19 protein-coding genes and 1 pseudogene are annotated in these 20,141 nt (G+C 45.1%); 6 read left to right on the top strand and 14 right to left on the bottom strand.

Translation table 11 applies throughout. The features are described 5' to 3' along the window. Positions 1-38 precede the first annotated feature (38 nt). The 3 genes from ACRRSW_RS01140 (at position 39) to ACRRSW_RS01130 (ending at position 3,629) form a co-directional block, all read left to right on the top strand. Positions 39-833 (top strand): HAD family hydrolase, encoded by a 795-nt coding sequence (locus tag ACRRSW_RS01140; protein WP_432455031.1) that lies wholly within the window; start codon positions 39-41, stop codon positions 831-833. A gap of 16 nt (positions 834-849) precedes the next feature. Next, positions 850-2,373 carry a copper resistance protein NlpE N-terminal domain-containing protein gene (locus tag ACRRSW_RS01135; RefSeq protein ID WP_432455032.1) on the top strand — a complete coding sequence of 508 codons (1,524 nt, stop codon included), beginning with the start codon at positions 850-852 and terminating at the stop codon, positions 2,371-2,373. A gap of 68 nt (positions 2,374-2,441) precedes the next feature. Then, positions 2,442-3,629 (top strand): NAD(P)/FAD-dependent oxidoreductase, encoded by a 1,188-nt coding sequence (locus tag ACRRSW_RS01130; protein ID WP_432460667.1) that lies wholly within the window; start codon positions 2,442-2,444, stop codon positions 3,627-3,629. A gap of 348 nt (positions 3,630-3,977) precedes the next feature. Here the strand turns inward: ACRRSW_RS01130 and ACRRSW_RS01125 are convergent, their stop codons facing one another. The 5 genes from ACRRSW_RS01125 to ACRRSW_RS01105 form a co-directional block, all read right to left on the bottom strand. Beyond that, positions 3,978-5,033, bottom strand: a complete 1,056-nt coding sequence (locus ACRRSW_RS01125; RefSeq protein ID WP_432455034.1) for a DUF6765 family protein — start codon at positions 5,031-5,033, stop codon at positions 3,978-3,980. Positions 5,034-5,041: 8 nt separating this feature from the next. After that, complete coding sequence (locus ACRRSW_RS01120) at positions 5,042-5,311, bottom strand: hypothetical protein (protein WP_432455035.1); 270 nt, start codon at positions 5,309-5,311, stop codon at positions 5,042-5,044. After that, positions 5,308-5,973 (bottom strand): hypothetical protein, encoded by a 666-nt coding sequence (locus ACRRSW_RS01115; RefSeq protein WP_432455036.1) that lies wholly within the window; start codon positions 5,971-5,973, stop codon positions 5,308-5,310. Before ACRRSW_RS01115 ends, ACRRSW_RS01120 begins: the two co-directional genes overlap by 4 nt. Continuing rightward, complete coding sequence (locus ACRRSW_RS01110; RefSeq protein WP_432455037.1) at positions 5,970-6,731, bottom strand: hypothetical protein; 762 nt, start codon at positions 6,729-6,731, stop codon at positions 5,970-5,972. The genes ACRRSW_RS01115 and ACRRSW_RS01110 overlap by 4 nt, the downstream gene beginning before the upstream one ends. A gap of 371 nt (positions 6,732-7,102) precedes the next feature. Continuing rightward, a complete protein-coding gene (locus ACRRSW_RS01105) occupies positions 7,103-7,273 on the bottom strand; it encodes a hypothetical protein (RefSeq protein WP_432455038.1) in 171 nt (56 codons plus the stop codon). A gap of 240 nt (positions 7,274-7,513) precedes the next feature. Here ACRRSW_RS01105 and ACRRSW_RS01100 point away from each other — a divergent pair, with 240 nt between their 5' ends. Next, on the top strand, positions 7,514-8,437 hold the full coding sequence (locus ACRRSW_RS01100; protein WP_432460666.1) for a hypothetical protein: 924 nt from the start codon (positions 7,514-7,516) through the stop codon (positions 8,435-8,437). Between the two features lie 298 nt (positions 8,438-8,735). Here the strand turns inward: ACRRSW_RS01100 and ACRRSW_RS01095 are convergent, their stop codons facing one another. Beyond that, complete coding sequence (locus tag ACRRSW_RS01095) at positions 8,736-9,293, bottom strand: zf-TFIIB domain-containing protein (RefSeq protein ID WP_432455040.1); 558 nt, start codon at positions 9,291-9,293, stop codon at positions 8,736-8,738. Between the two features lie 290 nt (positions 9,294-9,583). After that, positions 9,584-10,573 (bottom strand): transposase, encoded by a 990-nt coding sequence (locus tag ACRRSW_RS01090; RefSeq protein ID WP_432455041.1) that lies wholly within the window; start codon positions 10,571-10,573, stop codon positions 9,584-9,586. Between the two features lie 343 nt (positions 10,574-10,916). On the opposite strand from ACRRSW_RS01090, the pseudogene ACRRSW_RS01085 reads away from it, so the two are divergent. Both ACRRSW_RS01085 and ACRRSW_RS01080 read left to right on the top strand, forming a co-directional pair. After that, a pseudogene (locus ACRRSW_RS01085) lies at positions 10,917-11,072 on the top strand (DUF2061 domain-containing protein); the annotation flags it as partial. A 90-nt stretch (positions 11,073-11,162) separates the two neighbouring features. Continuing rightward, positions 11,163-11,378, top strand: coding sequence for a DUF2061 domain-containing protein (locus ACRRSW_RS01080; RefSeq protein WP_432461087.1), 216 nt, complete (start codon positions 11,163-11,165; stop codon positions 11,376-11,378). A gap of 254 nt (positions 11,379-11,632) precedes the next feature. Here ACRRSW_RS01080 and ACRRSW_RS01075 read toward each other — a convergent pair whose 3' ends face one another. From ACRRSW_RS01075 to ACRRSW_RS01045, 7 genes are all read right to left on the bottom strand, one after another. Beyond that, complete coding sequence (locus ACRRSW_RS01075; RefSeq protein WP_432455042.1) at positions 11,633-12,577, bottom strand: sugar-binding transcriptional regulator; 945 nt, start codon at positions 12,575-12,577, stop codon at positions 11,633-11,635. 168 nt (positions 12,578-12,745) lie between these two features. After that, the gene (locus ACRRSW_RS01070) at positions 12,746-14,164 is read right to left on the bottom strand and encodes an L-fucose/L-arabinose isomerase family protein (RefSeq protein WP_432455043.1); all 1,419 of its coding nucleotides are present in this window, start codon (positions 14,162-14,164) and stop codon (positions 12,746-12,748) included. Position 14,165: 1 nt separating this feature from the next. After that, positions 14,166-15,659 (bottom strand): FGGY family carbohydrate kinase, encoded by a 1,494-nt coding sequence (locus tag ACRRSW_RS01065; RefSeq protein ID WP_432460665.1) that lies wholly within the window; start codon positions 15,657-15,659, stop codon positions 14,166-14,168. A 1-nt stretch (position 15,660) separates the two neighbouring features. Further along, positions 15,661-16,605 (bottom strand): transketolase family protein, encoded by a 945-nt coding sequence (locus ACRRSW_RS01060; RefSeq protein WP_432460664.1) that lies wholly within the window; start codon positions 16,603-16,605, stop codon positions 15,661-15,663. Beyond that, a complete protein-coding gene (locus ACRRSW_RS01055) occupies positions 16,598-17,428 on the bottom strand; it encodes a transketolase (protein WP_432455046.1) in 831 nt (276 codons plus the stop codon). Before ACRRSW_RS01055 ends, ACRRSW_RS01060 begins: the two co-directional genes overlap by 8 nt. Before the next feature lie 111 nt (positions 17,429-17,539). Then, positions 17,540-18,616, bottom strand: a complete 1,077-nt coding sequence (locus ACRRSW_RS01050) for an ABC transporter permease (protein WP_432455047.1) — start codon at positions 18,614-18,616, stop codon at positions 17,540-17,542. Positions 18,617-18,618: 2 nt separating this feature from the next. Then, positions 18,619-20,136, bottom strand: a complete 1,518-nt coding sequence (locus ACRRSW_RS01045) for a sugar ABC transporter ATP-binding protein (RefSeq protein ID WP_432455048.1) — start codon at positions 20,134-20,136, stop codon at positions 18,619-18,621. Positions 20,137-20,141: the final 5 nt, after the last annotated feature.

Here is a 20,141-nt window from a genome sequence, read left to right as displayed (position 1 = left end):
AAAGCCACCGGTCGCAGTTTCACCGAGGAGTAATCGATATGTACCAATTAATCGCAACCGATCTTGACGGCACTTTGCTCAATGCAGAGCATCAAATTTCAGAACATACCCAACAAACCATTGCTCGCCTCTATGAGCAAAATATTAAGTTTTTAATTGCCACCGGACGCCACTACAACGATGTGCGACCAATCGCCGATCAATTCGACTTTCCAATGTATTTAATTACCTCCAATGGTGCCCGCGTCCACAATAAAGCCGGCGAAGTTCTGTATCGTGCCGATCTGAGTTCCGCTGAAATCACTCGTATTCTGGAGCTATCGGCAAAATACCCACTTCATCGAAATATTTACCACGAAGATAACTGGTACGTTGAAGAAAACAATGAATACGTCCGCTCCTTCAACAAGCACTCTGGTTTTAACTATCAGTTGACCGACTTCGATCGGATAGATCATCAGCATATCTGTAAGCTATTTTTTGTTGCAGAACATGAATTACTACAACAGCTCGAAAAGGAACTGGTCGATGAATTTGGTGACAGCCTCAATATTACCTTCTCACTACCCGACTGCCTTGAGGTAATGACAGCCAAGGCCAACAAAGGCGCAGCCTTACAAGCGGTATTAGAGCAAAAATCCATCGCACCAGAGCACTGTATTGCCTTTGGTGATGGCCTTAACGACAAAGAAATGCTCTCTTTGGTCGGCAAAGGGGTAATCATGGCCAACGCACACGACCGTTTAAAGTTGACATTACCTCACTTAGAACAAACACTTAGCAATAAAGAAAATGGTGTGGCGGAATTTTTAATCGGTACATTTAAGCTATAAATAAAAGGAAATCACGATGAGGCTAATCAAACGACTTTGCATCGCGTCCCTCGCGAGTATCGGCTTGGTAGCCTGCGCCCCAACACCGCCCCCCACTCAGCCAAGCAAACCATCCGAGGCACCACCGAGTCCTCATCAACCAAACACCCGATTAAAGGGCTGGTTAGTCAACTCACCCGAGGCCACAATATTCACTCCCTGCCAAGGAGAGCAAGCTTATTGGCTCGATTTATCCAGCGATGACCGGCAACTGCTCAGCCGTTTTGCCAACCACAGCCAAGTCTACGTAGAATTTGACGGTCGTTTCAACAACGTGGGTATGCAGGCGCCTGAAGCGGATTATCGGGCCAAGATCAGCCCACAACGCTGGCAGTATCTGGCCAGCGAAGGCCCCGGCTGTGAAGCCAAAACCCCAGCGCTGCACGCTATGGGAAACGAACCCAGCTGGCGAATCGACATCAACGAAGGCAAACTGCAACTGAGTACTCTCGCCGGTACGAGCAGCCACCCAATTTACCGTAGCGGTGTGGATCAAGGCACTCAGTTTTGGCAATCTGCTGACCAGCTGCGACTCGCGGTAAAGGCCGAACAGTGTTTCGACAGCATGGCCGATACCGTTTATGCCTATCACGCCGAGCTACTCTACCAAGGGCTTCGCTATCAGGGCTGCGCCCGTCGCCCCTTTCAACAAGATATTGAACCACTTAGCGGCAACTACCAAGCCAAACTCGCCACCGCATCAGGCAGTGGCCGAATGGTCAATCTCACTCTCAACCAAGATTTAAGTGCTGAATTACAAAATAACTATCTCGCTCAAGACAAAAGCTTTATTGAAAAAGGCTACTGGCAACCGCTTGATCAAACCAGCCTGCTACTTACCCTGAGCCAAAGCCAGAACCAACCAGTAAACAGCCAGATGTATTTTGATTGGGACGGTATGTTGCTGCGACTGCGTGACCCCGAGCAACAGCAGCAGGGCAAACTGGGTTTAAATATGATGAAAATGAATGGCCCGGCACCGGCGCCAGGCCCCAGTGAGCCAAGCCATATCCAACGTCGCTTCGAGCCAGCCAGCCTGCTCGCCAGCAGCGACTACGATCCACAAGTTGAAGGCGCGCTCAAACAATACTTCAAGCTACACCGCACCGCGCTAAATGGCACCCGCTACCAATGGTGGAAATTTGATCTCAACGGGGATGGTCAAGATGAAATAATCACTTATCTGGACTGGTGTGGCAGCGGCGGCTGCAGCTTATTAATTTTTGAAGCTAAAGACAGCGGCTATCGCTTCCTTAGTAAAACCACGCTGGTGCGCCCCCCCTTCTATCTTGCTTCCAGCAGTAACGCCCGCTGGCAAGATCTACTGCTGGAAGTTTCTGGCGGCGGCGCGATCCCGGGGCTTCGGCTGCTGCGTTTCGACGGTTTAAGTTATCCGGTCAATCCGAGCATTCAGCCCGATGCGCCAAACCCGGCACCCTTAGCGGGCATCACCTTCCTTGCTGAGCCGTTTAGCCAAGACGTTGGGCGCGCCTTAAAATAAGCGCAACATCCCCGCTAGCGCCGGAGCAGCGCTAGCGGTACAATGCCGCTGATTTTTTGGGGGCAGGCATGACACAAACATTCGATGTAATTATTATTGGCGCCGGCGCCGCGGGTTTAATGTGCGCCGCCACCGCAGGTTATCGCGGGCGCTCCGTGCTGGTGCTGGATAACGCCAAAAAAGCTGGCCGCAAAATACTCATCAGTGGCGGGGGACGCTGTAACTTCACCAATATCAATGTGGCCCCCAACAACTATCTGTGTAGTAATCCGCATTTTGTAAAATCAGCTCTGGCCCGCTATCCCTCAAGCAACTTCATCGAATTGGTCGAGCGCCACGGCATCGAATACCACCAGCGCGACCACGGGCAGCTGTTTTGCAACGACAACGCCAAACAGATCGTCGACATGCTGCTCACCGAATGTGACTGGGCAGCTGTGAACATCCGCTTGCGCAGCGAAATCAGCAGTATTCAACAGCTCGATGAACAAAGCTTCGAAGTCCAAGCCGCTGGCCAATCTTATCAAGCCAGCTCGCTGGTCATCGCAACTGGTGGTTTATCCATGCCCAAACTTGGCGCCAGCCCCTTTGGTTACCAAATTGCCGAACAATTTGGCCTCAAACTATTGCCAACCCGCGCAGGCCTAGTGCCATTCACCTGGCATAGCGAACAAAAACAACGTTTTGAAGCGCTCTCCGGGATCGCCGTCCCCTGCTGTATCACCGCCGCCTGCGGCAACCAATTTAGCGAAGCGCTGTTATTTACCCATCGCGGCTTATCTGGCCCCGCGATTCTGCAAATCTCTAACTACTGGCAAGCCGGCGAAGCGATCCACATTAACCTGCTCCCAAAGCAAGATGCGCTAGCCCTGCTGGAACAGGTGCTGTTACAACACCCCAAACAAAACCTCAAAAACACCCTCAGCCAATGGCTTCCCAAACGTTTAGTCGAAGCCTTGTTTGACCAAGCGCAGCTTGCCAAAGCGCTTAATCAATTGGGACATGGCGAGCGCGACAGCATTGCCAAACAACTCAATGATTGGCAAATCACCATGAACGGCACCGAAGGCTATCGCACCGCAGAAGTGACCCTCGGCGGCGTCGACACCAATGAACTCAGCTCAAAAACCATGCAAGCAACGAAAGTAAAAGGCTTGTATTTTATTGGAGAAGTGATGGACGTAAGCGGCTGGTTAGGCGGCTACAACTTTCAATGGGCCTGGGCCTCCGGCGTCGCCTGCGGGCTGGATTGTTAGTTGTATTGATGAAATTAAAACGAAGATAATTTGAATAGAACGAAGACAATCTTTTTAGTAAAAGCCTCTAACACATTGAAATTATAGAAAATAGATTGTCTTCGTTTTGAAAAATAATTGTTCTAACCGGAAGCGCTAATTTTCCTTCATCAAAAAAACTAGCCACAATACGTGTTATCAGTTGGCTTAGTTTTGTAACTCACTTTTGGACATAAATGAGTTACACAATTTCCTAAAATGGCATTAAATGGATTACTTAATGTATTGCAAAATACTCTAACCTATTAGCCAAGTTTACTCTTCCACTACACTTGTATGATTGGCCCACACCTGCGGGCCAATCATAATCTATCTCACCATCAAACCATGTTGTGGCAAAAGCTCTCGCAATACATACCAACGATGATAAGAAGCCGCTTGATAGTAACGATAGATAGGATGTTCCATCGCCTCAGAGCTACTGCGATGGCTAAGAGCTCCAAAACCATCATTCCAATCTCTATACTCTGGAATATCTTCCGCGATATTGAGTAATTCACCGTACTGAGCTTCGTGTTTCCACTTATCAATGCGAGCCCCCCCTGCACCTTGGAAAGCGAGAACTTCCGTTATCTTGTTTTTCAGCGCCGTCCAGTCCTGTCTTTGCTCGGGTTCAGTATACTCTTCTGGTAATGCTGCCAGCATAGAGTGAAGTTTGTGACAATACTCAAGGAAAGTCGCAGGGTTATCCCTCCAACCAGAATCGTGGCCACTGTCGTATTCAAAACGCCACTTCAAGTACGGCCTGTCAGGAAATGTCACCACGCCCCCATGACCTAACGCCCCAGACAGTTCCTCAGCGAGATGAGACTTAATGTTGCGAACAATTGGGTTAAATCGTGCAAAAAAACTGTCTTTTTTACCAACAATATATGCTTCCATTTTTTCATCTAACTCTCTGAACTCAAAAGAGTCATTACCTACCCGATTGTGTCGAGAGCTCACTCCTGAGAAACCGTAGTGCGCGAATGTGTCAGCGTATACGTGAGCCATTACCCCTAGCAACTCCAGAAAGTAAGGTTTTGCAGCTTGCTCTAGGTGGTTTTGACACATTTGCTGGGCAATCACGCTATCTTTGCGACATACCAACCGCTCAGTGAATGAATTACCTTCATTTCCCGGTAAGAAATGGTAAGGCACCCAAACTTGTCTTTGGTCATCAGGGTCAATGTTGCTTACATCCGCAGTGTGATGCGCTGTTGCTTCGACTCGACAAGCCGAAGCATCCGCTAAATCAATGCCGTTTTGCTGTGCATTGTCATCTACAAACTGAGCTGCGGTCGCTATAATACGTGCCGATTCTCGGTTTAGACCTGCGGCGCGAGCAACGCAGAATGTACCGTAATAGTGCATATCAATTTGCATAGTTCCTCCTATCGAACGGCTTTCACGATGTCTTGTGCCAGCAGCCAAGTCTCTTCACCAAGCTGTCGGATATTATTTTCAAGTTCTGCCACACTTAAATTTCGATTCGTAGCTACTTGAATCACCTCCATCAACGCTTGATATTGGGCATGCCCTTTAATTGCAGGACTTAACGTCGCCAACTCAAAACTAGTGTTTAACAATAACTGAAGCTCTCGCTCTGCCAATTGACTGTTCGCGTGAGCAACAGACTTCTTAATTCGATTTCTCATACTCATTTGACTTTCTCCATATAAGGTTGTGCTTTCTGTTCGAGTTCACGAACCTTATCTAAGCCTTGAGAAGCCTGATCCGATAACTCACTAAGTTGTTGATTGATATTATTTCTTAATTGCTCTAAATCGACACTTTCAAGTAGGTCATTCTGCACATCTTGCACCTCTCTGATGCTATTCAGGTGAGCAGTAATGGTTTGATTCCCCTGCTTCATTAATGTGAAACTCTGGCGAATATCAGCTAACATCACATACTCAGCTTCTTCCAATGGCACTATGAGCTCAAGGCGCTTCGCCTCAATTTCTTCGGTAGCAACTAGAGCCCATTCCTTCACCCCATTTAACTGAGCCAGCCTATTAGGCTTATCCACGGCGACAAAGTCTTCCACTTGGTTGTCATAAACCACTTTCCCCTGCGCCATTTCAATCAGCATTCCTTCGACTATCCAGTCTTCCAACAAGGCTGGCACCCACTCTTTGTACAAATAGTCTTCTCGTTGCTTTTTAAGAACACTGATGTGCTGACGAACCAAGTCCATGTATGCTTGTTCGACATGCGTCATGTCCTTATCCATTTTGTAGGACAGCTCAACGACTTCTTTAGGGATCGAAGCAGAACAAGCTGAAAGAAGTACAGAAAGTATGAGTATCCATAATGACTTCATATTACTTCTCCTATAAAAGTTATGATCAGGGCGTTAACTGCCTCAACATGAAGTAGATATAACGGCATTGCTAAAACAATGACCATCACACCTATCTTTTGAAGGTTTTTCGCGAACCCTCGATCTGCATGTGTTGTTCGAATTGCATGAGATGCAAACACAGTGAGGAACAGAGCCCCCGCTTGGCTTATCGCAGTTAAAATGATTTGAAAAGGGAGGTTATCCAAGCGAATAGCCTCGATATAGGCTTTTAACCCTTGACCTTTTAACGCTTGGACGATACTGACGTAGTAAGGGTCTATGGGCGATCGATAGATGGAATAAAGAATGTAAAACAGAACACCATAGGCTAAGGTCTTAATAACTTTAGTGTTCTTGGACTCAAAATAACTGAGCGTAAAAGCGGTATTGAAAAGAAGGAAAAGTAGACTAAAACCTAGAGCCCATTCTCGATGGCGAATATAGAGAATCGCGGCGATGACACCTAGCACTCCAAAGATGAACACCTCACCATCACCTTGCGATTTCGGTGATTGGCCGCCGTTGTAGTTGTGATTGGTAACGTTGTTGCCATGACCAATCTGGATGTTACTGTCATCACTCGCGGTTATTGTGCCGCTATTCGAGACTCTAAAATGGCCCTTTGACAGCCCCTCACCGTTGCGAGAGTCTGCATTAAGTATTTTAGTCCAAACAATGCCAGCGATCGGACCAATTAGAACCGCGAGCACTAAGGGATCTGTCAGTAGATCTAACATAGATGTAGTACCTTTCTGCAAGGCGGGTACCCCCGCCAAACTAAATTAATGTTACTTAAAGTGGATATGAACGTTTATGCTTACAAACGTATTCGAGTCGGCCGAAACGGCGACGCACATACGCGCATACATCAACGAGTTTTGGTCGAATACTCATGAGAGATTCCTCCATACTTTTTAATAAAGAGGGAACTCAACGATTGAAGTGAATGCTATAGAAAGGTAATATCGCAATTGTCACCGAGCGATTGGGTTTCTATAGAGACCTGAGACCTCTTAGTGTTGGGTCTTGTAATCGATCACTGCAATGACGACTACATTTCACTTCGCTAGTAAAAAGGCACTTTTAGTATTTTACTGAAAGTGCCTTTTTATTTTTCTTTCCGGATGCCTTTAAAAGGCGCGCCATCTTGCTTCACATCCATAAAACGCCCAGTATTCGCGTCACGCTTCACCCAATGCCCTGAAGGTGTTTGAGTTTGTGAACGTTCGCGAACCATACCATGACGACGGTTATCGCCTGTTTTTCCGTTAGTTGCCATTTGGCCCCTCCTACAAATTCAAATAAAATTTCATGGAACAAAGCTATCTAGCATTGACCACACTAATATTGTGCCATAAAAACCGATCAAAGATCAACCAATATATAAAAATTTAATTGACGCAGGTTAATATTTTAACACTGCACACTGAAAAATATTCAAAAAAAGTGGGGTAAAAAATCTTTTTTTGCTATGCTATGGTTAAATTTAGTTAACAAAAAACTGAAAGAGACATACAGAATGTACACTATCAATGGCTTAATGGAAGAAACCGGTAACCAATCAAGAGCGGTACGACTCGCGTTTATCGATTTTAAGGTTAGATTTAGTGGAAAAATATTTAGAACAGAAATAGTAGACGAATTTGGTGTATCTGAGCCTTTAGCAACTAAAGATCTCAATGAGTACAAGCAACTTACTCAACAAAATAATATTCACCCGAAGTCTCACCAGATCAAACTCGATACTTATTCCCCTCTGGTTGATATAGATGCCCGTAAGGCTCTCGAAATGCATTTTGAAGGTTTCTGTCGCCATAAGCTAAATACTAATGAATCCCCTTATTATAAACGAGCTTGTGATTTGAAAACCGATCTAGATCCAGGTTCAGTAGCTGTCATTACAAGGGCTATTACAGACAACAAACAAGTTGTCGGAGAATACATATCTGCTAATAGTCTTAATCGTAACATTCGCAGATTAGAACCCTCTACAGTTTTCTTTGATGGTTTAAACTGGGTTTTTCGAGCAAAAGATATTAAAGAAGACTCTAATCACTCCATATTCAAAAGTTTCCATTTTTCACGCTTTAAAAGTATAACGTCTACGAATGAAAACTCACTATCATCAGTTAATGATGATAGTGAGTGGAATACACTTATTCCGATCCAATTAAGCCTACATCCCAACCTCGATGATAAAGGGAAAGAAGCTATTCGCATCGAGTTTGGCATGGGTAACAATGACGACCTAGTAGTCGTTGAAAAAGCCGTATTTGCTTGGTCATTACTAGAAAGGTGGTCCGTTGACTCAGGGACAACTCCTTGCAATGTCCCTACGGAAGCGAACAGGTTCAATTTTTACTTGAAGAATGCTGATATGTTAAAACACGTGAATAGTGTCGAACGAATGATGCATGACTATGTGATAATAACTGAAATGTAAATGAATAATAAACTAGACACCCATTCTAAAAACAAAACCAACAATAACACCTTTTTGCGACACTTACCTAGGCTATAGCTCAAAAAAACTAAGCAATTTAATGAGATAAGTTTAAGTCGAGGATTAACTTAGCCCTAAAAGAATTATATAAGACACCCATGATTAAATGAAAACAAGACAGCCATCTTGGATGCAACGCCCCATTCAGGGACTTTTTATTGTTGGCTAAGACCCGAACGCAGTGAGAGAATCCAACTGTAAAAATCCCAGCACTGCAATGGCTTGTTATGTTGTTTTACTACTTATCTGCGGAATAAGGGTCTTCTGCCAAAAGGTAAGCTCTTAAATCTGATTTATGTTCTTGTGACATTAACCAAGCACGCATTTCTTTTAATTTAGAGTAAGTTTCAACACCAAATTTAGATTCATAAATATCTGCAAGATTTTGCTTTGCGCTATCTTGACGAATATTACGCTGCCAAGTTTGTGTTACTACTGAATTTAAACAACCAGCTAATCCCTCGCTTTTTAATAATTCCCATTCACCTTTATCTAACCATAATCCACCAACAACAGAGCTATAATCGACTTTATGTTCATTTTGAGAAGATATTCTAAATTTTCTCATTATTGTCCCAGATGACGGACACAACATAGCTTTTTTGTTATCCATTACTTCAGATTCTTCAATCGAAATATCTTCAGAAAATTTGTAGTCTTGATTTCTTTCTTTCCATGAAACGTAGTCTTCGATTAAAATCCAGTTACCACCGCAATTTGAGCACGTATGTGCACGAAATTGGCCGTCAATAAAACTCGGAAATAACGCTCCATTTTTACAACTTGTACAATTCATAATTTCCCTCGTGAAAACTGAATAAACTAGACACCCATTCTAAAAACAAAACCAACAATAACACCTTTTCGCAAAATTATTCAAGACAGCCATCTTAAGGCTTCAATTGAACCACCAACATCATGCGATGAGTATCAACTCCTCATACACAGAAAGCGACCTGAATGTAAAAGTTGTAGCATTAATAGACGTTTTTATGGCGAGATAGCGCAATAAACAAGCTCGTGGACGCAGTGTTTCTAGGTTTGCTAAAGACCTACTCGGTCGACAAAAATCAGACCATAAATTACTTAGCCAACATCGAGCCAGCGCTTGGCAGCTGCCATACCTTTGATGCGAAGTTGATTGTGCTCACGCTTGTAGCGTTCTAGTGAATGCCCAGCCCCAACCACACTGGCGAAGTGATGCTCTAAACCCGTGCTCAAGGCTAACCAGCTTTCCTCATCGATTTGTAAGCGCTGTAAAATGGGCGCTTGTGCATCATCGATATAACCACGTTTATCTTCTCTGATAACGCGACCGGTAAGTTCCACCAGTTGCAGGTAGTCTTGTAACTCGAAAGGCAAGCCTTTAGGCATGGTTTCTCTGGGATTACCGACAAAAGGCATTAGCGGCTTGGGTTGCTGACCTTGTTTGGCTTGCTGAATGCGCTGTTTGATACTGGTGTGGTCCGAGGTTTCAGGCGTGCTCGCTATATTTGAGCGAATGGGGTTTAAATCCACATAAGCCATACAAGCTGCTAGGGCTGCTTCATCTAATAGGGCTTGAGATTTAAAACGCCCCTCCCAAAAACGACCGGTACATTGGTCTTCTTTATTGGCAGCTCGAGCAATGTATTCATTCAAATGGCGCATAAACCAGCTTAAATCAAAAAGGCGAGTCCGATAGACTTCAGCTGTGGCGTGAATGGCCTGTAGTTGCACCTCACTTAACTTCGGACCTAACTCAGAATTGAGATACATCTGAGTCAGTAAGGTGCCCTGATGCAGACTATGCCAGCGTTCTAACACTTCATCCATGGACCAAGCTTTAGCTTTGGCCTTATCGATGTGCAATACCACATGAGTATGATTACTCATCACTGCATAAGCACAAACATCAATGGCAAACACCGACGTCAATTTGAGCAAATAATCTTCCACCCACTGGCGACGGTGCTCATAGCTTTTACCTGTGTGTTGGTCTTTACCGCACAAAAAAGCCCGCCGAACACAGCGGGAAATACAATGATAGTAAGATGTATCCGATAAGCTCACTTGCGACTGTCTTGACCGAGGCATGGCAATAACTCCCAAAAATCAACTATTGATAGTTTAGATTATTACTGGCATTTGGCTAGTTGGGGTGGATGTCTAGTTATCTCTCTAGATTATTACTGGCATTTGGCTAGTTGGGGTGGATGTCTAGTTATCTCTCTTTTGAGTTCAATCCAGCACTCAGAACTGCCTTCAGCATCGATGTGTTCATCATGCAGCTCTTCTACTCGAACGATGACACATGTCTTCAGCATTTGGCGGCACCAGATTTAGCTTGAGTTTTGCCTACCTCACTTGAAAAACAATCAATTATTTAATTTCGATAGCCCAAAACTATCATACTCATCGAAACTATCCATTTCAAGTAATGCGAATAATTCTCAATAATATCCACATCGACATAGAGAAAATTCTTAGGGGCAACACGATGATCAAGACAATAACTTTTGCAGCAATTCACTTTACCATTGCAACCTTGGTCGCTTTTACTTTAACCGGTGACTTCTTGCTCGGCAGCTTAATTGCCATGATTGAACCTTCAATTAATACCTGCGCTTTTTATGCTCACGAAAAAGCTTGGCAGAACATCTCATTTCTAAAACGTCATGAATCGATGACACAAGTGAAAACGATAAGCTTTGCGGTGATTCACTTCAGTGTGGCATTTATGGTCACCTATGCATTAACCGGCGATTCTTTCATTGGTGGTCTGATGGCGACGATTGAACCAACAATTAACTCGGTGGCTTACTTCTTCCACGAAAAAGTATGGCTACGCAGAACTCAGCAGACTGATTTTGCTAAGGGAAGTATGCACTACGCATCATAAAGATGCTGGCATCCTCTTTTTTAATCAAAGCCTTGATGACTGCTTATTGATGCAACAGGCAACATTAGCAGTCGATTTAAGTATTGCTGGTGTTTTAGCATGTTAGCCAGCATTCAGCTGGCTTGAAGCGATATCATTCTGCGTATTTTGTAAGCCAAAGATGATTTATGTGCTGAGTAGAAACAGCATGTTTATGTTTTTCAATAACTCAAAACTCTGGGTGTGAAACCAGCAAAGCTGCCAGCCTAAAAGGATTAAATCAATTTCTTTGCGGTATGAACATCTACAAATAAAATATCTAAATAACCACCGGTAAGTGCGCCTTTAATCGCCGCCAATTTATCTAAACCACCAGCTAAGGCAACCACCCGAGGACAGTCTCTAAGTAACTTAAGATCCATACCTATCACCGGATCTTCATCTTCGGCTAACACGGCGTTCCCGTCAGCATCAAAATAATGCAAGCAAATATCACCAACCGCACCGCGTTTAGAGAGCTCTTCCAACATGTCAGGGTTATAGTAGTTACCAGAAGACTTTAATAAATGAGATGGCTCCAGCATGCCAATCCCAACCAAGGCATAATCCACTTGATTAAAGAGGCTGACCACTGAGCTGACTTCTTCGGTATTGAGTAGCATTTTTTTATAATTAACTGTTCTTTCGATACTCTGAGACGGCAATAAATGAGGCTGACAATTGAGTAGTTCGGCTAATGAATGAGTAAGCATAGAAGCCTGAGCGTTGCCATTTACTCCAACCCCTCCCAATAGTTGAACAACACCATTTGCTTTCACATTAAGCGGATGTAACTGTTCAACCATTTCTCGAATGGTGCCACTCCAAGCGGAAACGCCTACTAAGGAGCTAGCTGGTAAAGAGGTTTGCATATAGTGCGCGGCAGCCGAGCCGATTGCCCGTTTAATCATATACTCATCGGCATTTTCTGCCACATCCACCACAATCGCCTGCATCAAAGAATATTTATTTTGCAATTCAGCTTCTAGATTTAGGTACACGTTGGCAGGTTGAACCACACTAATTTTAACGATGCCTTCTTTGGTACAACGTGAAAGCGCCCGAGAAACAAATGATTGAGAAAGGTCGAGCTTCTTCGCGATCTCAGACTGTTTTTTACCTTCGTTGTAATAAAGTGTGGCAATCTTGACTAATAATCGCTGTTCGTCTCTCTTCAACATAATCATCCTTACAACAAAAATACGGGACATACTTGCCCGCAATTATATTCAATTTTGCATATAAATTCACGAAAAGCTTATGTTTAAAAAAGACCAACTTGCGAGGCAAGTTGGTCAAGGCCCTCAACAAGCTTTCAAAAACTTATCTTGGATGGAAATCTCAAACCACTAACTATGTTGGTAGCATTCAACCCCCAAGTACTTGGTGAATGCTTCATAAAGCACATCCCCAGTTGACGAGTGATTCATTGCAACATGGTGCTCAAAACCATTATTACAAATATGCGAGAGTAGGGTTTCCAGCTCTTTAACCTGAACCACCGCGCGGCAGCCAACAGTATCTAAGTCATCATCAACGAATTTTCCTTCGCCAACGTAAGATTTTACTTTCCCGGTAAAGTCATCGGTAGAAAGGCGGAAATAAGTAAGCGGACCTGGTTTCATCCGGCCATTTATCGCGCCACAAGTATTCCCACAACCCACCGTGGTGCCAATAATATCGGCGGTGCTCATAAAAGGATTGTCTAATTCTGAGGTCGCGAAGTTACCACAGTGGAATAACACACACTTATCGCGATCTTCACCAAAGTTATTGTTCCAATCAGCTATCGATGCTGGTTTTTGCGAAGCCATGGACAGCGCGTACATCGACAACGCTCCCATCACGTCAACTTCACAGGCACTTGGGATCAGCTGGCCAGACATCACGCTCATAATCGAACAAACATTTACCCCCAGTGTTTTCTGCAACGAGGTCCAACACTGAATAGCGGTGGTATGAATGTCGTTTTCGGCAATCCACTGGCTAATCACCACAAACAATTTAGCCATTGTTAGCAACTTGTCTTCGGCGATCTCTTGGGTATCTGCATTCGACTTCAATAAGCTCAGCTTCTCGGCAATCCGCAAATCGTTATCTTGCACATTGTCTACGCTTGCGAAAATTTCCGACAAATCAATCGTTTCAACGGTAACGCCCAAACGCTCAAGAATTTTTTCACTATAACGAACAGTATTAAAGCTGGCAGGTCTGGCACCAATCGCCCCCACACGGCAACCTTTCATTTTGCTAACAACCCGGCAAACATTTTCAAATTGAGTTAAATCTTTTAGAAATACATCGCTTTTCAACTCACATACGTGCTGAGTTGTCAGTGAAAAAGGAATGCCATATTGGCGAAGATTATTGCACAGTGAAATCTTGCCACAGAAACTGTCACGACGGGTGGCTAAGCCCATTTTATCTAGCGAATCGGATTCCGCTTGAATTAGTACCGGAACATTCACACCCGATATACGGATGGCATCGGCAATTGCTTTTTCATCACCAAAGTTTGGCAAGCAAACTAAGATCCCTTGAATGTCATCTTTATGCTGTTTGAGCATTTCGGCGGCAATTTTTGCATGTTGATAGGTCTCCACCCCTCCATAGGGCGTTTCGGTATCTGACAACATAATGGTTTTAATACCTAAGCTTTCACACACCGTTTGAGTATCTTTGCGGGCATCATCCAGCAGGTAACTTGGGAAGAAATTACGGTTACCAAATAAAACCGCTAAGGTAGTTTGTTGTTGGGTATCTTTCATTCTAGACCTCTCCGTCATTAGCTTGAAAACGAGTTCGCTGAACCGCTCGCTTCCACGACTTATAATTATTGTGAATATGGATCATATTTGGATTTGGAGTGATGACTTCACTCGCTGGTAAAAGCTTCGATAGACTGGCGGCGTCTGGCCACCAGCCTAAAGCTTTACCCGCAAGAAAAGCCGCGCCAAGAGCTGAAACTTCAACAACATCGCGTTTCACAATCCGTTTTTGTAGTAAATCTGCTTGAAATTGCATCAATTGACGATTTTGGGTAGGTCCACCGTCAACCGAAAGCTCATATAGTGAGATTTCGGCAGAAGCTTCCATCGCAAACAATAAATCAGCCACTTGGTATGCGACCGATTCGAAAGCTGCTCTGGCAATATGTGCGGGTGTGACGGCATCGGTTAAGCCAGTAATTAAACCTCGCGCCTTCACGTCCCAATGCGGCGCTCCCAAACCCGCCAACGCGGGCACAAAAAAGACACCATTTGCATCCTCGACCGACCAGGCAAGCTGGCTGAGCGTGTCGATATCCAAGATCCCCAATATTTTGGAGATGAACTTAATCGCCGAGCCGGTATGGGTAATATTGCCTTCCATCGCCAAACTGGGTTTACCATCATCCCAAGCCACCGTAGTCGACACGCCAAAATCGTGTTTAGGTGCCTGTTCGATGCGCACCATCAACGAACTACCAGTACCATAAGTCGCCTTCACAACTCCGGGATTAAACCCACCCTGACCATACAGAGCCGCATGAGAATCCCCCGCTTGCGCCAAAATAGGCACACCATCGGCAACAAAGGATAAACCTTGTGTTAGGCCACGCTCACCGCTAGAGGCAACCACTTTTGGCAAGCATTGCACAGGGATCTGGTACAAATCTAACAATAAGGGATCCCATGCAAAGCGATTAATATTGAACAATTGGTAACGCGAAGCGTTAGAAGCATCGGTAACAAATTGCTTACCGTTACTCAATTTCCAAACCAACCAACTGTCGACCGTTCCGGCACATAACTCACCCCGAAATGCCCGTTCCGTTCCGTTGTCGATATGATTTAACAACCAACGGATCTTTGATGCAGGAAAAAGCGGATCGATCACCGATCCGGTTAAGGCTTTGACTTGTTGGGCTTCCGGCTTTTGGCCGATCTGCTCACAAATTGCTTCCGAGCGACGGCACTGCCAACTCACCAACGGTGTTAAGGCCGCTCCAGTTTTACGATCCCAAACTAACACCGACTCGCGTTGATTACTGATCGCGATACCAGCGAGCAAATCAGGCTCAAGCGCCACCACGCATTGCTCGATGGCTGCAACAGTTGCCCGCCAAATTTGTTCTGGATCTTGCTCCGCCCAGCCCGGATGAGGGTGAGTCAATTCAAGGCCCACACTGCCCTTCGCCAATACCTCGCCACTTTGGTTCACGGCAATCGCTTTGGCATTGGTGGTCCCCTCATCAATGGCGAGGATAAACGGCTGAGACATATTAGTTCTCCTTGAGCATCTCAAGCGCATGGCTCACGATGCCCTTAGCATCAATCCCGTGATGTGCGCGTAATGATTTACGATCGGCCGCTAAGGCATAGCCACCATCTGGGATCCCAAGCCGTTTCAAACGACTTGCCGTACCAAATTCAGCAATCACCTCCGCAACCAAAGCACCGACGCCCCCATTGACATTATGTTCTTCCACGCTAATCACATGTTTTATACCTGCCAAAAGCTTGGCTAACTGCTCAACATCGCACGGTCGGATCGAAGAGATACACAGCACTTTCGGCGAAACTCCCTGCTCACGAAGTCGCTCGGCCGCCGCGACAACTTCATGCATGGCTGAGCCCATACCCACGAATACCAGATCAGAGCCTGTTGCTAATACATCAATCTGTCCCGGTTTAAACTGATAGTCTTGCTCAAATAACTCAGGGAGTTCTTTACCATCCATCCGGATATAAACAGGGCCTTGTTTTTCAATCGCATAATCGATAATTTGACGACATTGTAAGGGCGATGCCGGCGCAAAAATCTCAATATTGCCAAAACCCCGCATCACCGAAATATCATCGATACTATGGTGAGTACTGGCCAAGGGGCCATAACTAGCGCCCGAATTAAGACCAAATAACTTCACATTAGTATTGTTATAACAAACGTCCACCTTGACCTGTTCATTCGCACGTGAGATCAGAAATGGCGCCGCATTACAGGTTGCCGCGACCTTTCCGCCAAGCGCTAAACCGGCCGCCGTTCCCACCAAGGCTTGCTCGGCGATCCCAACATTGACGAGGCGATCAGGAAAAGCCTGAATAAACGGTGCAATCTTCGCGGTAGAGGTTGAATCGGCAACCACCGGCACAAGATCGACCCCTCGATTCACAGCTGCGATAAAACGTTCAACCATAATATTTGCAAAATGCTCTGCGTTAGCCATGATTCAACTCCTCCAACGCTAAAGTGACTTCTTCCCCTTTCGGAACTCGGTGATGCCATTCTGGACGCCCTTCAATAAACGAGATCCCCGCACCTTTAATGGTATTGGCGATCACCACATGCGGTTTTCCCTCGGGCTTCAAACTTTCCAGAGCCGAGACGACCGACGCAATGTTATTGCCTTCACATTCACTCACCTGCATTCCAAAGGCTTGCCATTTCTTATCCAAGGGATCGGTTTGCAGAATGTCTTTGGTAAAGCCCGCTAACTGCAGCTTATTTTTATCATTGATAATAATTAAATTATCCAATCCATAATGGGCTGCCACTAAAGCCGCTTCCCAATTACTTCCTTCGGCCAATTCACCATCCCCAGTCAATACATAAATCTTTCGCTGGCTACCCGACTTTTTGGCCGCTAATGCAAGCCCAACGGCGACTGGTAAACCATGACCAAGCGCTCCAGTGTTAAGTTCCACGCCCGGCGTCTTGTGTTTCACCGGGTGGCCCGGCAATTTGGAATCAGGGTGCTGGTAGCTCGCTAACCAATCACTTGGAAAGTAACCCGCCTCAGATAAACAGCAGTAGTAGCCACCTGCAGCATGGCCTTTCGATTGAATGTAAATATCACGCTCTGGATCATCGAGACGATCAGGAGAGCAATTTAAAATTCGAAAATATAAAGATGTGACGAGCTCGACTTGCGATAAGTCAGCACCAGTGTGTCCACCAGCGGGACTTTCCGCATTTAGCACCACAATTCGTTTGCGAATATCGGTGGCTTTCTTAGCAAGTTCATCAATTGATAAACGATAAGGATTCATAACAAACCTCCAATATATTCAATACTGAATATATATTCATAGGGAGAAAAAAAATAGCGTCAAAAGATCAAAATGTGAACAAGACGATATTTTGCTTCTCCAACAATAAACCTAGTCAACAGACTTCTGAGACGTAATCGCAGCTTTGTACTGCATCTTGCTTTGCATCTGATCAATAATAACCGCAACAATGATGACGATGCCTTTGATCACCATTTGCCAGAATTCACTCACCCCCATCATGACTAGGCCATCAGCCAAAATACCAATAACAAAGGCACCAATAAGCGTCCCTGTAATCGTCCCACGTCCCCCGGCTAAAGAAGTTCCACCGAGAACCACCGCAGCAATCGCATTCATCTCAAAGGCAGTACCGGTTGCAGGATGACTTGCAACTAATTGAGATGTCACCACAATACCTGCAATCGCCGCACACAAACCGGATATGGTGTAAACCCAAATCTTGACGTTTTTCACTTTCACTCCGGAAAGCTCAGCCGCCCGCTCATTGTCACCAATCGCATATACGTGTCGACCAAAGGGCAGTTTTTTAGCCACATATGCAATAATTGCCGCAACCACAAACATCATCCAGATGGCATACGGAATACCAAACAAATAACCCGCACCAATCTGGTCAAAGCCCGTATTACCCAGTAACGCGTTCCCCTGTAGCCCTGGAAATGTCTCTCCCCCAGACAACAACATGGCAGCTCCCCGAATCACATACATCGTGCCCAAAGTACAGATAAAGGGCGCAACGTTGTAACGCGTGATAAGAACTCCATTCAATGCACCAATCAGCCCCCCAACGACCATTACAGTTGGCACAATCACCCACACACTGGGAAATATAGCAATGCCAAACATGGGTAACACGATCCCCTTAGAAATCATGAAGCCTGCAACCATGCCACAAAACCCAAGGGTTGCACCGATCGATAGATCGATACCTGCGGTGATGATGACAAATGTAATTCCCAAGGCGAGAAAAGCATTGATCGAGATATGTTTAACCATGATGATTAAACTACCCGGAGCAAGGAATCCATCCACGGTAAATGAGAAAAATCCTAAGATAATGAATAATGCTATAAAAGTTCTTAACTTCAATAACATCAAACCGATGTTTGCTGAATTAAACTGAGATGTTGGCATCGCCATGCCCTCGATTACTTTGGCTTTCATAATTAAAATCCCTGCGCACTTGCTAGTACTAATTCTTCTTCGGTGGTCTCTCTACGCAAAACATTTGCTGATAGCTTGCCGTTAGACATCACCAATATCCTGTCCGAAACCGCCATGATTTCCTTCAGATCGGTGGTGGAAAACAACACGCCTATCCCTTGCTCGGAAAGTTTAACCATCATTTCAAACACATCTGCTTTCGCCCCAACATCAATACCTCGAGTGGGCTCATCCAGCAGCAGCACTTTCGGCTCAGTGAGCAATGAACGACCGATCACTACTTTTTGTTGATTCCCGCCACTTAAAGCCTGAATTTCCACTTTCGGTGAAGAAACTTTAATCGACAATTTATCGATCGCTTCCGCAACCGCCTTGTCTTCTTCTTGCTCAGAGATAGCGAGCCCCTTTAAACGCTTCCAAAGGCTTGAAATTGTCAAGTTACTGGCCACCGAACTAACCGGGAAAATACCCGATTGTTTGCGATCTTCCGGGACCAATCCAATGCCCATTTTGACTCGGTCGGGAGTGGTGGTGGTGGCTCGAATAATTTTTCCATTTAAAGAAAAACGGCCAGCGTAAGTCGCTTTCCCAACCAAACACTCAAACAACTCGGTTCGCCCTGCCCCCATCAAGCCATAAATACCAACAATTTCCCCTTCTCGAACATAAAAGGTCACATCGTTGACCACTTTCGCTTCAGACTCATTAATATAAGTAATGCCCTCCGCTTCGAGAACTTTGACTCCAAACTCTCTATCTTCCGGAAGAAAATCGACCACCGGATCACTGCCTAACATTTGACGCACAATCCAGGGAACACTGATATCTTCAACCGCGGCTTCGGCTTGGAATTTGCCATCTCTTAAGATCGTGATGTAAGTGCCAATTTCCATCAGCTCTTCTAAACGGTGAGAAATATAAATTATCGAAACGCCTTGCGCGGTAAGGTCACGGATCACCTCAAACAGAATGTCGACTTCTTTTTTACTCAAGGCCGAAGTCGGCTCATCGAGGATCAAGATGTCCACTTCAGTTGAGAGTGCCTTAGCTATTTCAACCAGCTGCTTTTGACCCACTTTAAGGTTGGCAACCAGGTCATTCGGATTAATATCTTGTTTCAGACGTGTCATGAGTTTTGCTGCAAGCTCACATTGACTCGCATTATCGATGGGAGAAATACCCTTCTGTTTCTCACGCCCAAGAAAAATATTCTCTGCAACCGTAAGATTTTCTGAAAGGTTCAACTCTTGATGAACCATACCAATGCCATGTTCAGCCGCACCACGAGTACTATCGAAAGCGATCGGCTGATCTGCGATAAACATTTGCCCTTCGGTTTGCTTCTGTACCCCTGCGAGTATCTTCATTAAGGTGGACTTACCAGCACCATTCTCACCGATAATCACGTTCACCGCGCCACGGTATACATTGTACGAAACACGGTCTAAGGCCTTGGTGCCAGGAAATACCATCGAGATATTTTCTGCTCTCATGATGATGTCTTTATTCATCGAATTCATGCCGA

Origin of the sequence: Agarivorans sp. QJM3NY_25 (assembly GCF_050870875.2) — a bacterium.
In the GTDB taxonomy this organism is placed as follows: domain Bacteria; phylum Pseudomonadota; class Gammaproteobacteria; order Enterobacterales; family Celerinatantimonadaceae; genus Agarivorans.
Note: the sequence above shows the minus strand (reverse complement) of the source record. Positions and strands in the feature narration are given on the sequence as shown.

What these genes read in the sequence shown, in the direction of transcription:
- ACRRSW_RS01140 (WP_432455031.1), top strand. Translation starts at nt 39, where the DNA reads ATGTACCAATTAATCGCAACCGATCTTGACGGCACTTTGCTCAATGCA.
- ACRRSW_RS01135 (WP_432455032.1), top strand. Translation starts at nt 850, where the DNA reads ATGAGGCTAATCAAACGACTTTGCATCGCGTCCCTCGCGAGTATCGGC.
- ACRRSW_RS01130 (WP_432460667.1), top strand. Translation starts at nt 2,442, where the DNA reads ATGACACAAACATTCGATGTAATTATTATTGGCGCCGGCGCCGCGGGT.
- ACRRSW_RS01125 (WP_432455034.1), bottom strand. Translation starts at nt 5,033, where the DNA reads ATGCAAATTGATATGCACTATTACGGTACATTCTGCGTTGCTCGCGCC.
- ACRRSW_RS01120 (WP_432455035.1), bottom strand. Translation starts at nt 5,311, where the DNA reads ATGAGTATGAGAAATCGAATTAAGAAGTCTGTTGCTCACGCGAACAGT.
- ACRRSW_RS01115 (WP_432455036.1), bottom strand. Translation starts at nt 5,973, where the DNA reads ATGAAGTCATTATGGATACTCATACTTTCTGTACTTCTTTCAGCTTGT.
- ACRRSW_RS01110 (WP_432455037.1), bottom strand. Translation starts at nt 6,731, where the DNA reads ATGTTAGATCTACTGACAGATCCCTTAGTGCTCGCGGTTCTAATTGGT.
- ACRRSW_RS01105 (WP_432455038.1), bottom strand. Translation starts at nt 7,273, where the DNA reads ATGGCAACTAACGGAAAAACAGGCGATAACCGTCGTCATGGTATGGTT.
- ACRRSW_RS01100 (WP_432460666.1), top strand. Translation starts at nt 7,514, where the DNA reads ATGTACACTATCAATGGCTTAATGGAAGAAACCGGTAACCAATCAAGA.
- ACRRSW_RS01095 (WP_432455040.1), bottom strand. Translation starts at nt 9,293, where the DNA reads ATGAATTGTACAAGTTGTAAAAATGGAGCGTTATTTCCGAGTTTTATT.
- ACRRSW_RS01090 (WP_432455041.1), bottom strand. Translation starts at nt 10,573, where the DNA reads ATGCCTCGGTCAAGACAGTCGCAAGTGAGCTTATCGGATACATCTTAC.
- ACRRSW_RS01080 (WP_432461087.1), top strand. Translation starts at nt 11,163, where the DNA reads ATGACACAAGTGAAAACGATAAGCTTTGCGGTGATTCACTTCAGTGTG.
- ACRRSW_RS01075 (WP_432455042.1), bottom strand. Translation starts at nt 12,577, where the DNA reads ATGTTGAAGAGAGACGAACAGCGATTATTAGTCAAGATTGCCACACTT.
- ACRRSW_RS01070 (WP_432455043.1), bottom strand. Translation starts at nt 14,164, where the DNA reads ATGAAAGATACCCAACAACAAACTACCTTAGCGGTTTTATTTGGTAAC.
- ACRRSW_RS01065 (WP_432460665.1), bottom strand. Translation starts at nt 15,659, where the DNA reads ATGTCTCAGCCGTTTATCCTCGCCATTGATGAGGGGACCACCAATGCC.
- ACRRSW_RS01060 (WP_432460664.1), bottom strand. Translation starts at nt 16,605, where the DNA reads ATGGCTAACGCAGAGCATTTTGCAAATATTATGGTTGAACGTTTTATC.
- ACRRSW_RS01055 (WP_432455046.1), bottom strand. Translation starts at nt 17,428, where the DNA reads ATGAATCCTTATCGTTTATCAATTGATGAACTTGCTAAGAAAGCCACC.
- ACRRSW_RS01050 (WP_432455047.1), bottom strand. Translation starts at nt 18,616, where the DNA reads ATGAAAGCCAAAGTAATCGAGGGCATGGCGATGCCAACATCTCAGTTT.
- ACRRSW_RS01045 (WP_432455048.1), bottom strand. Translation starts at nt 20,136, where the DNA reads ATGAATTCGATGAATAAAGACATCATCATGAGAGCAGAAAATATCTCG.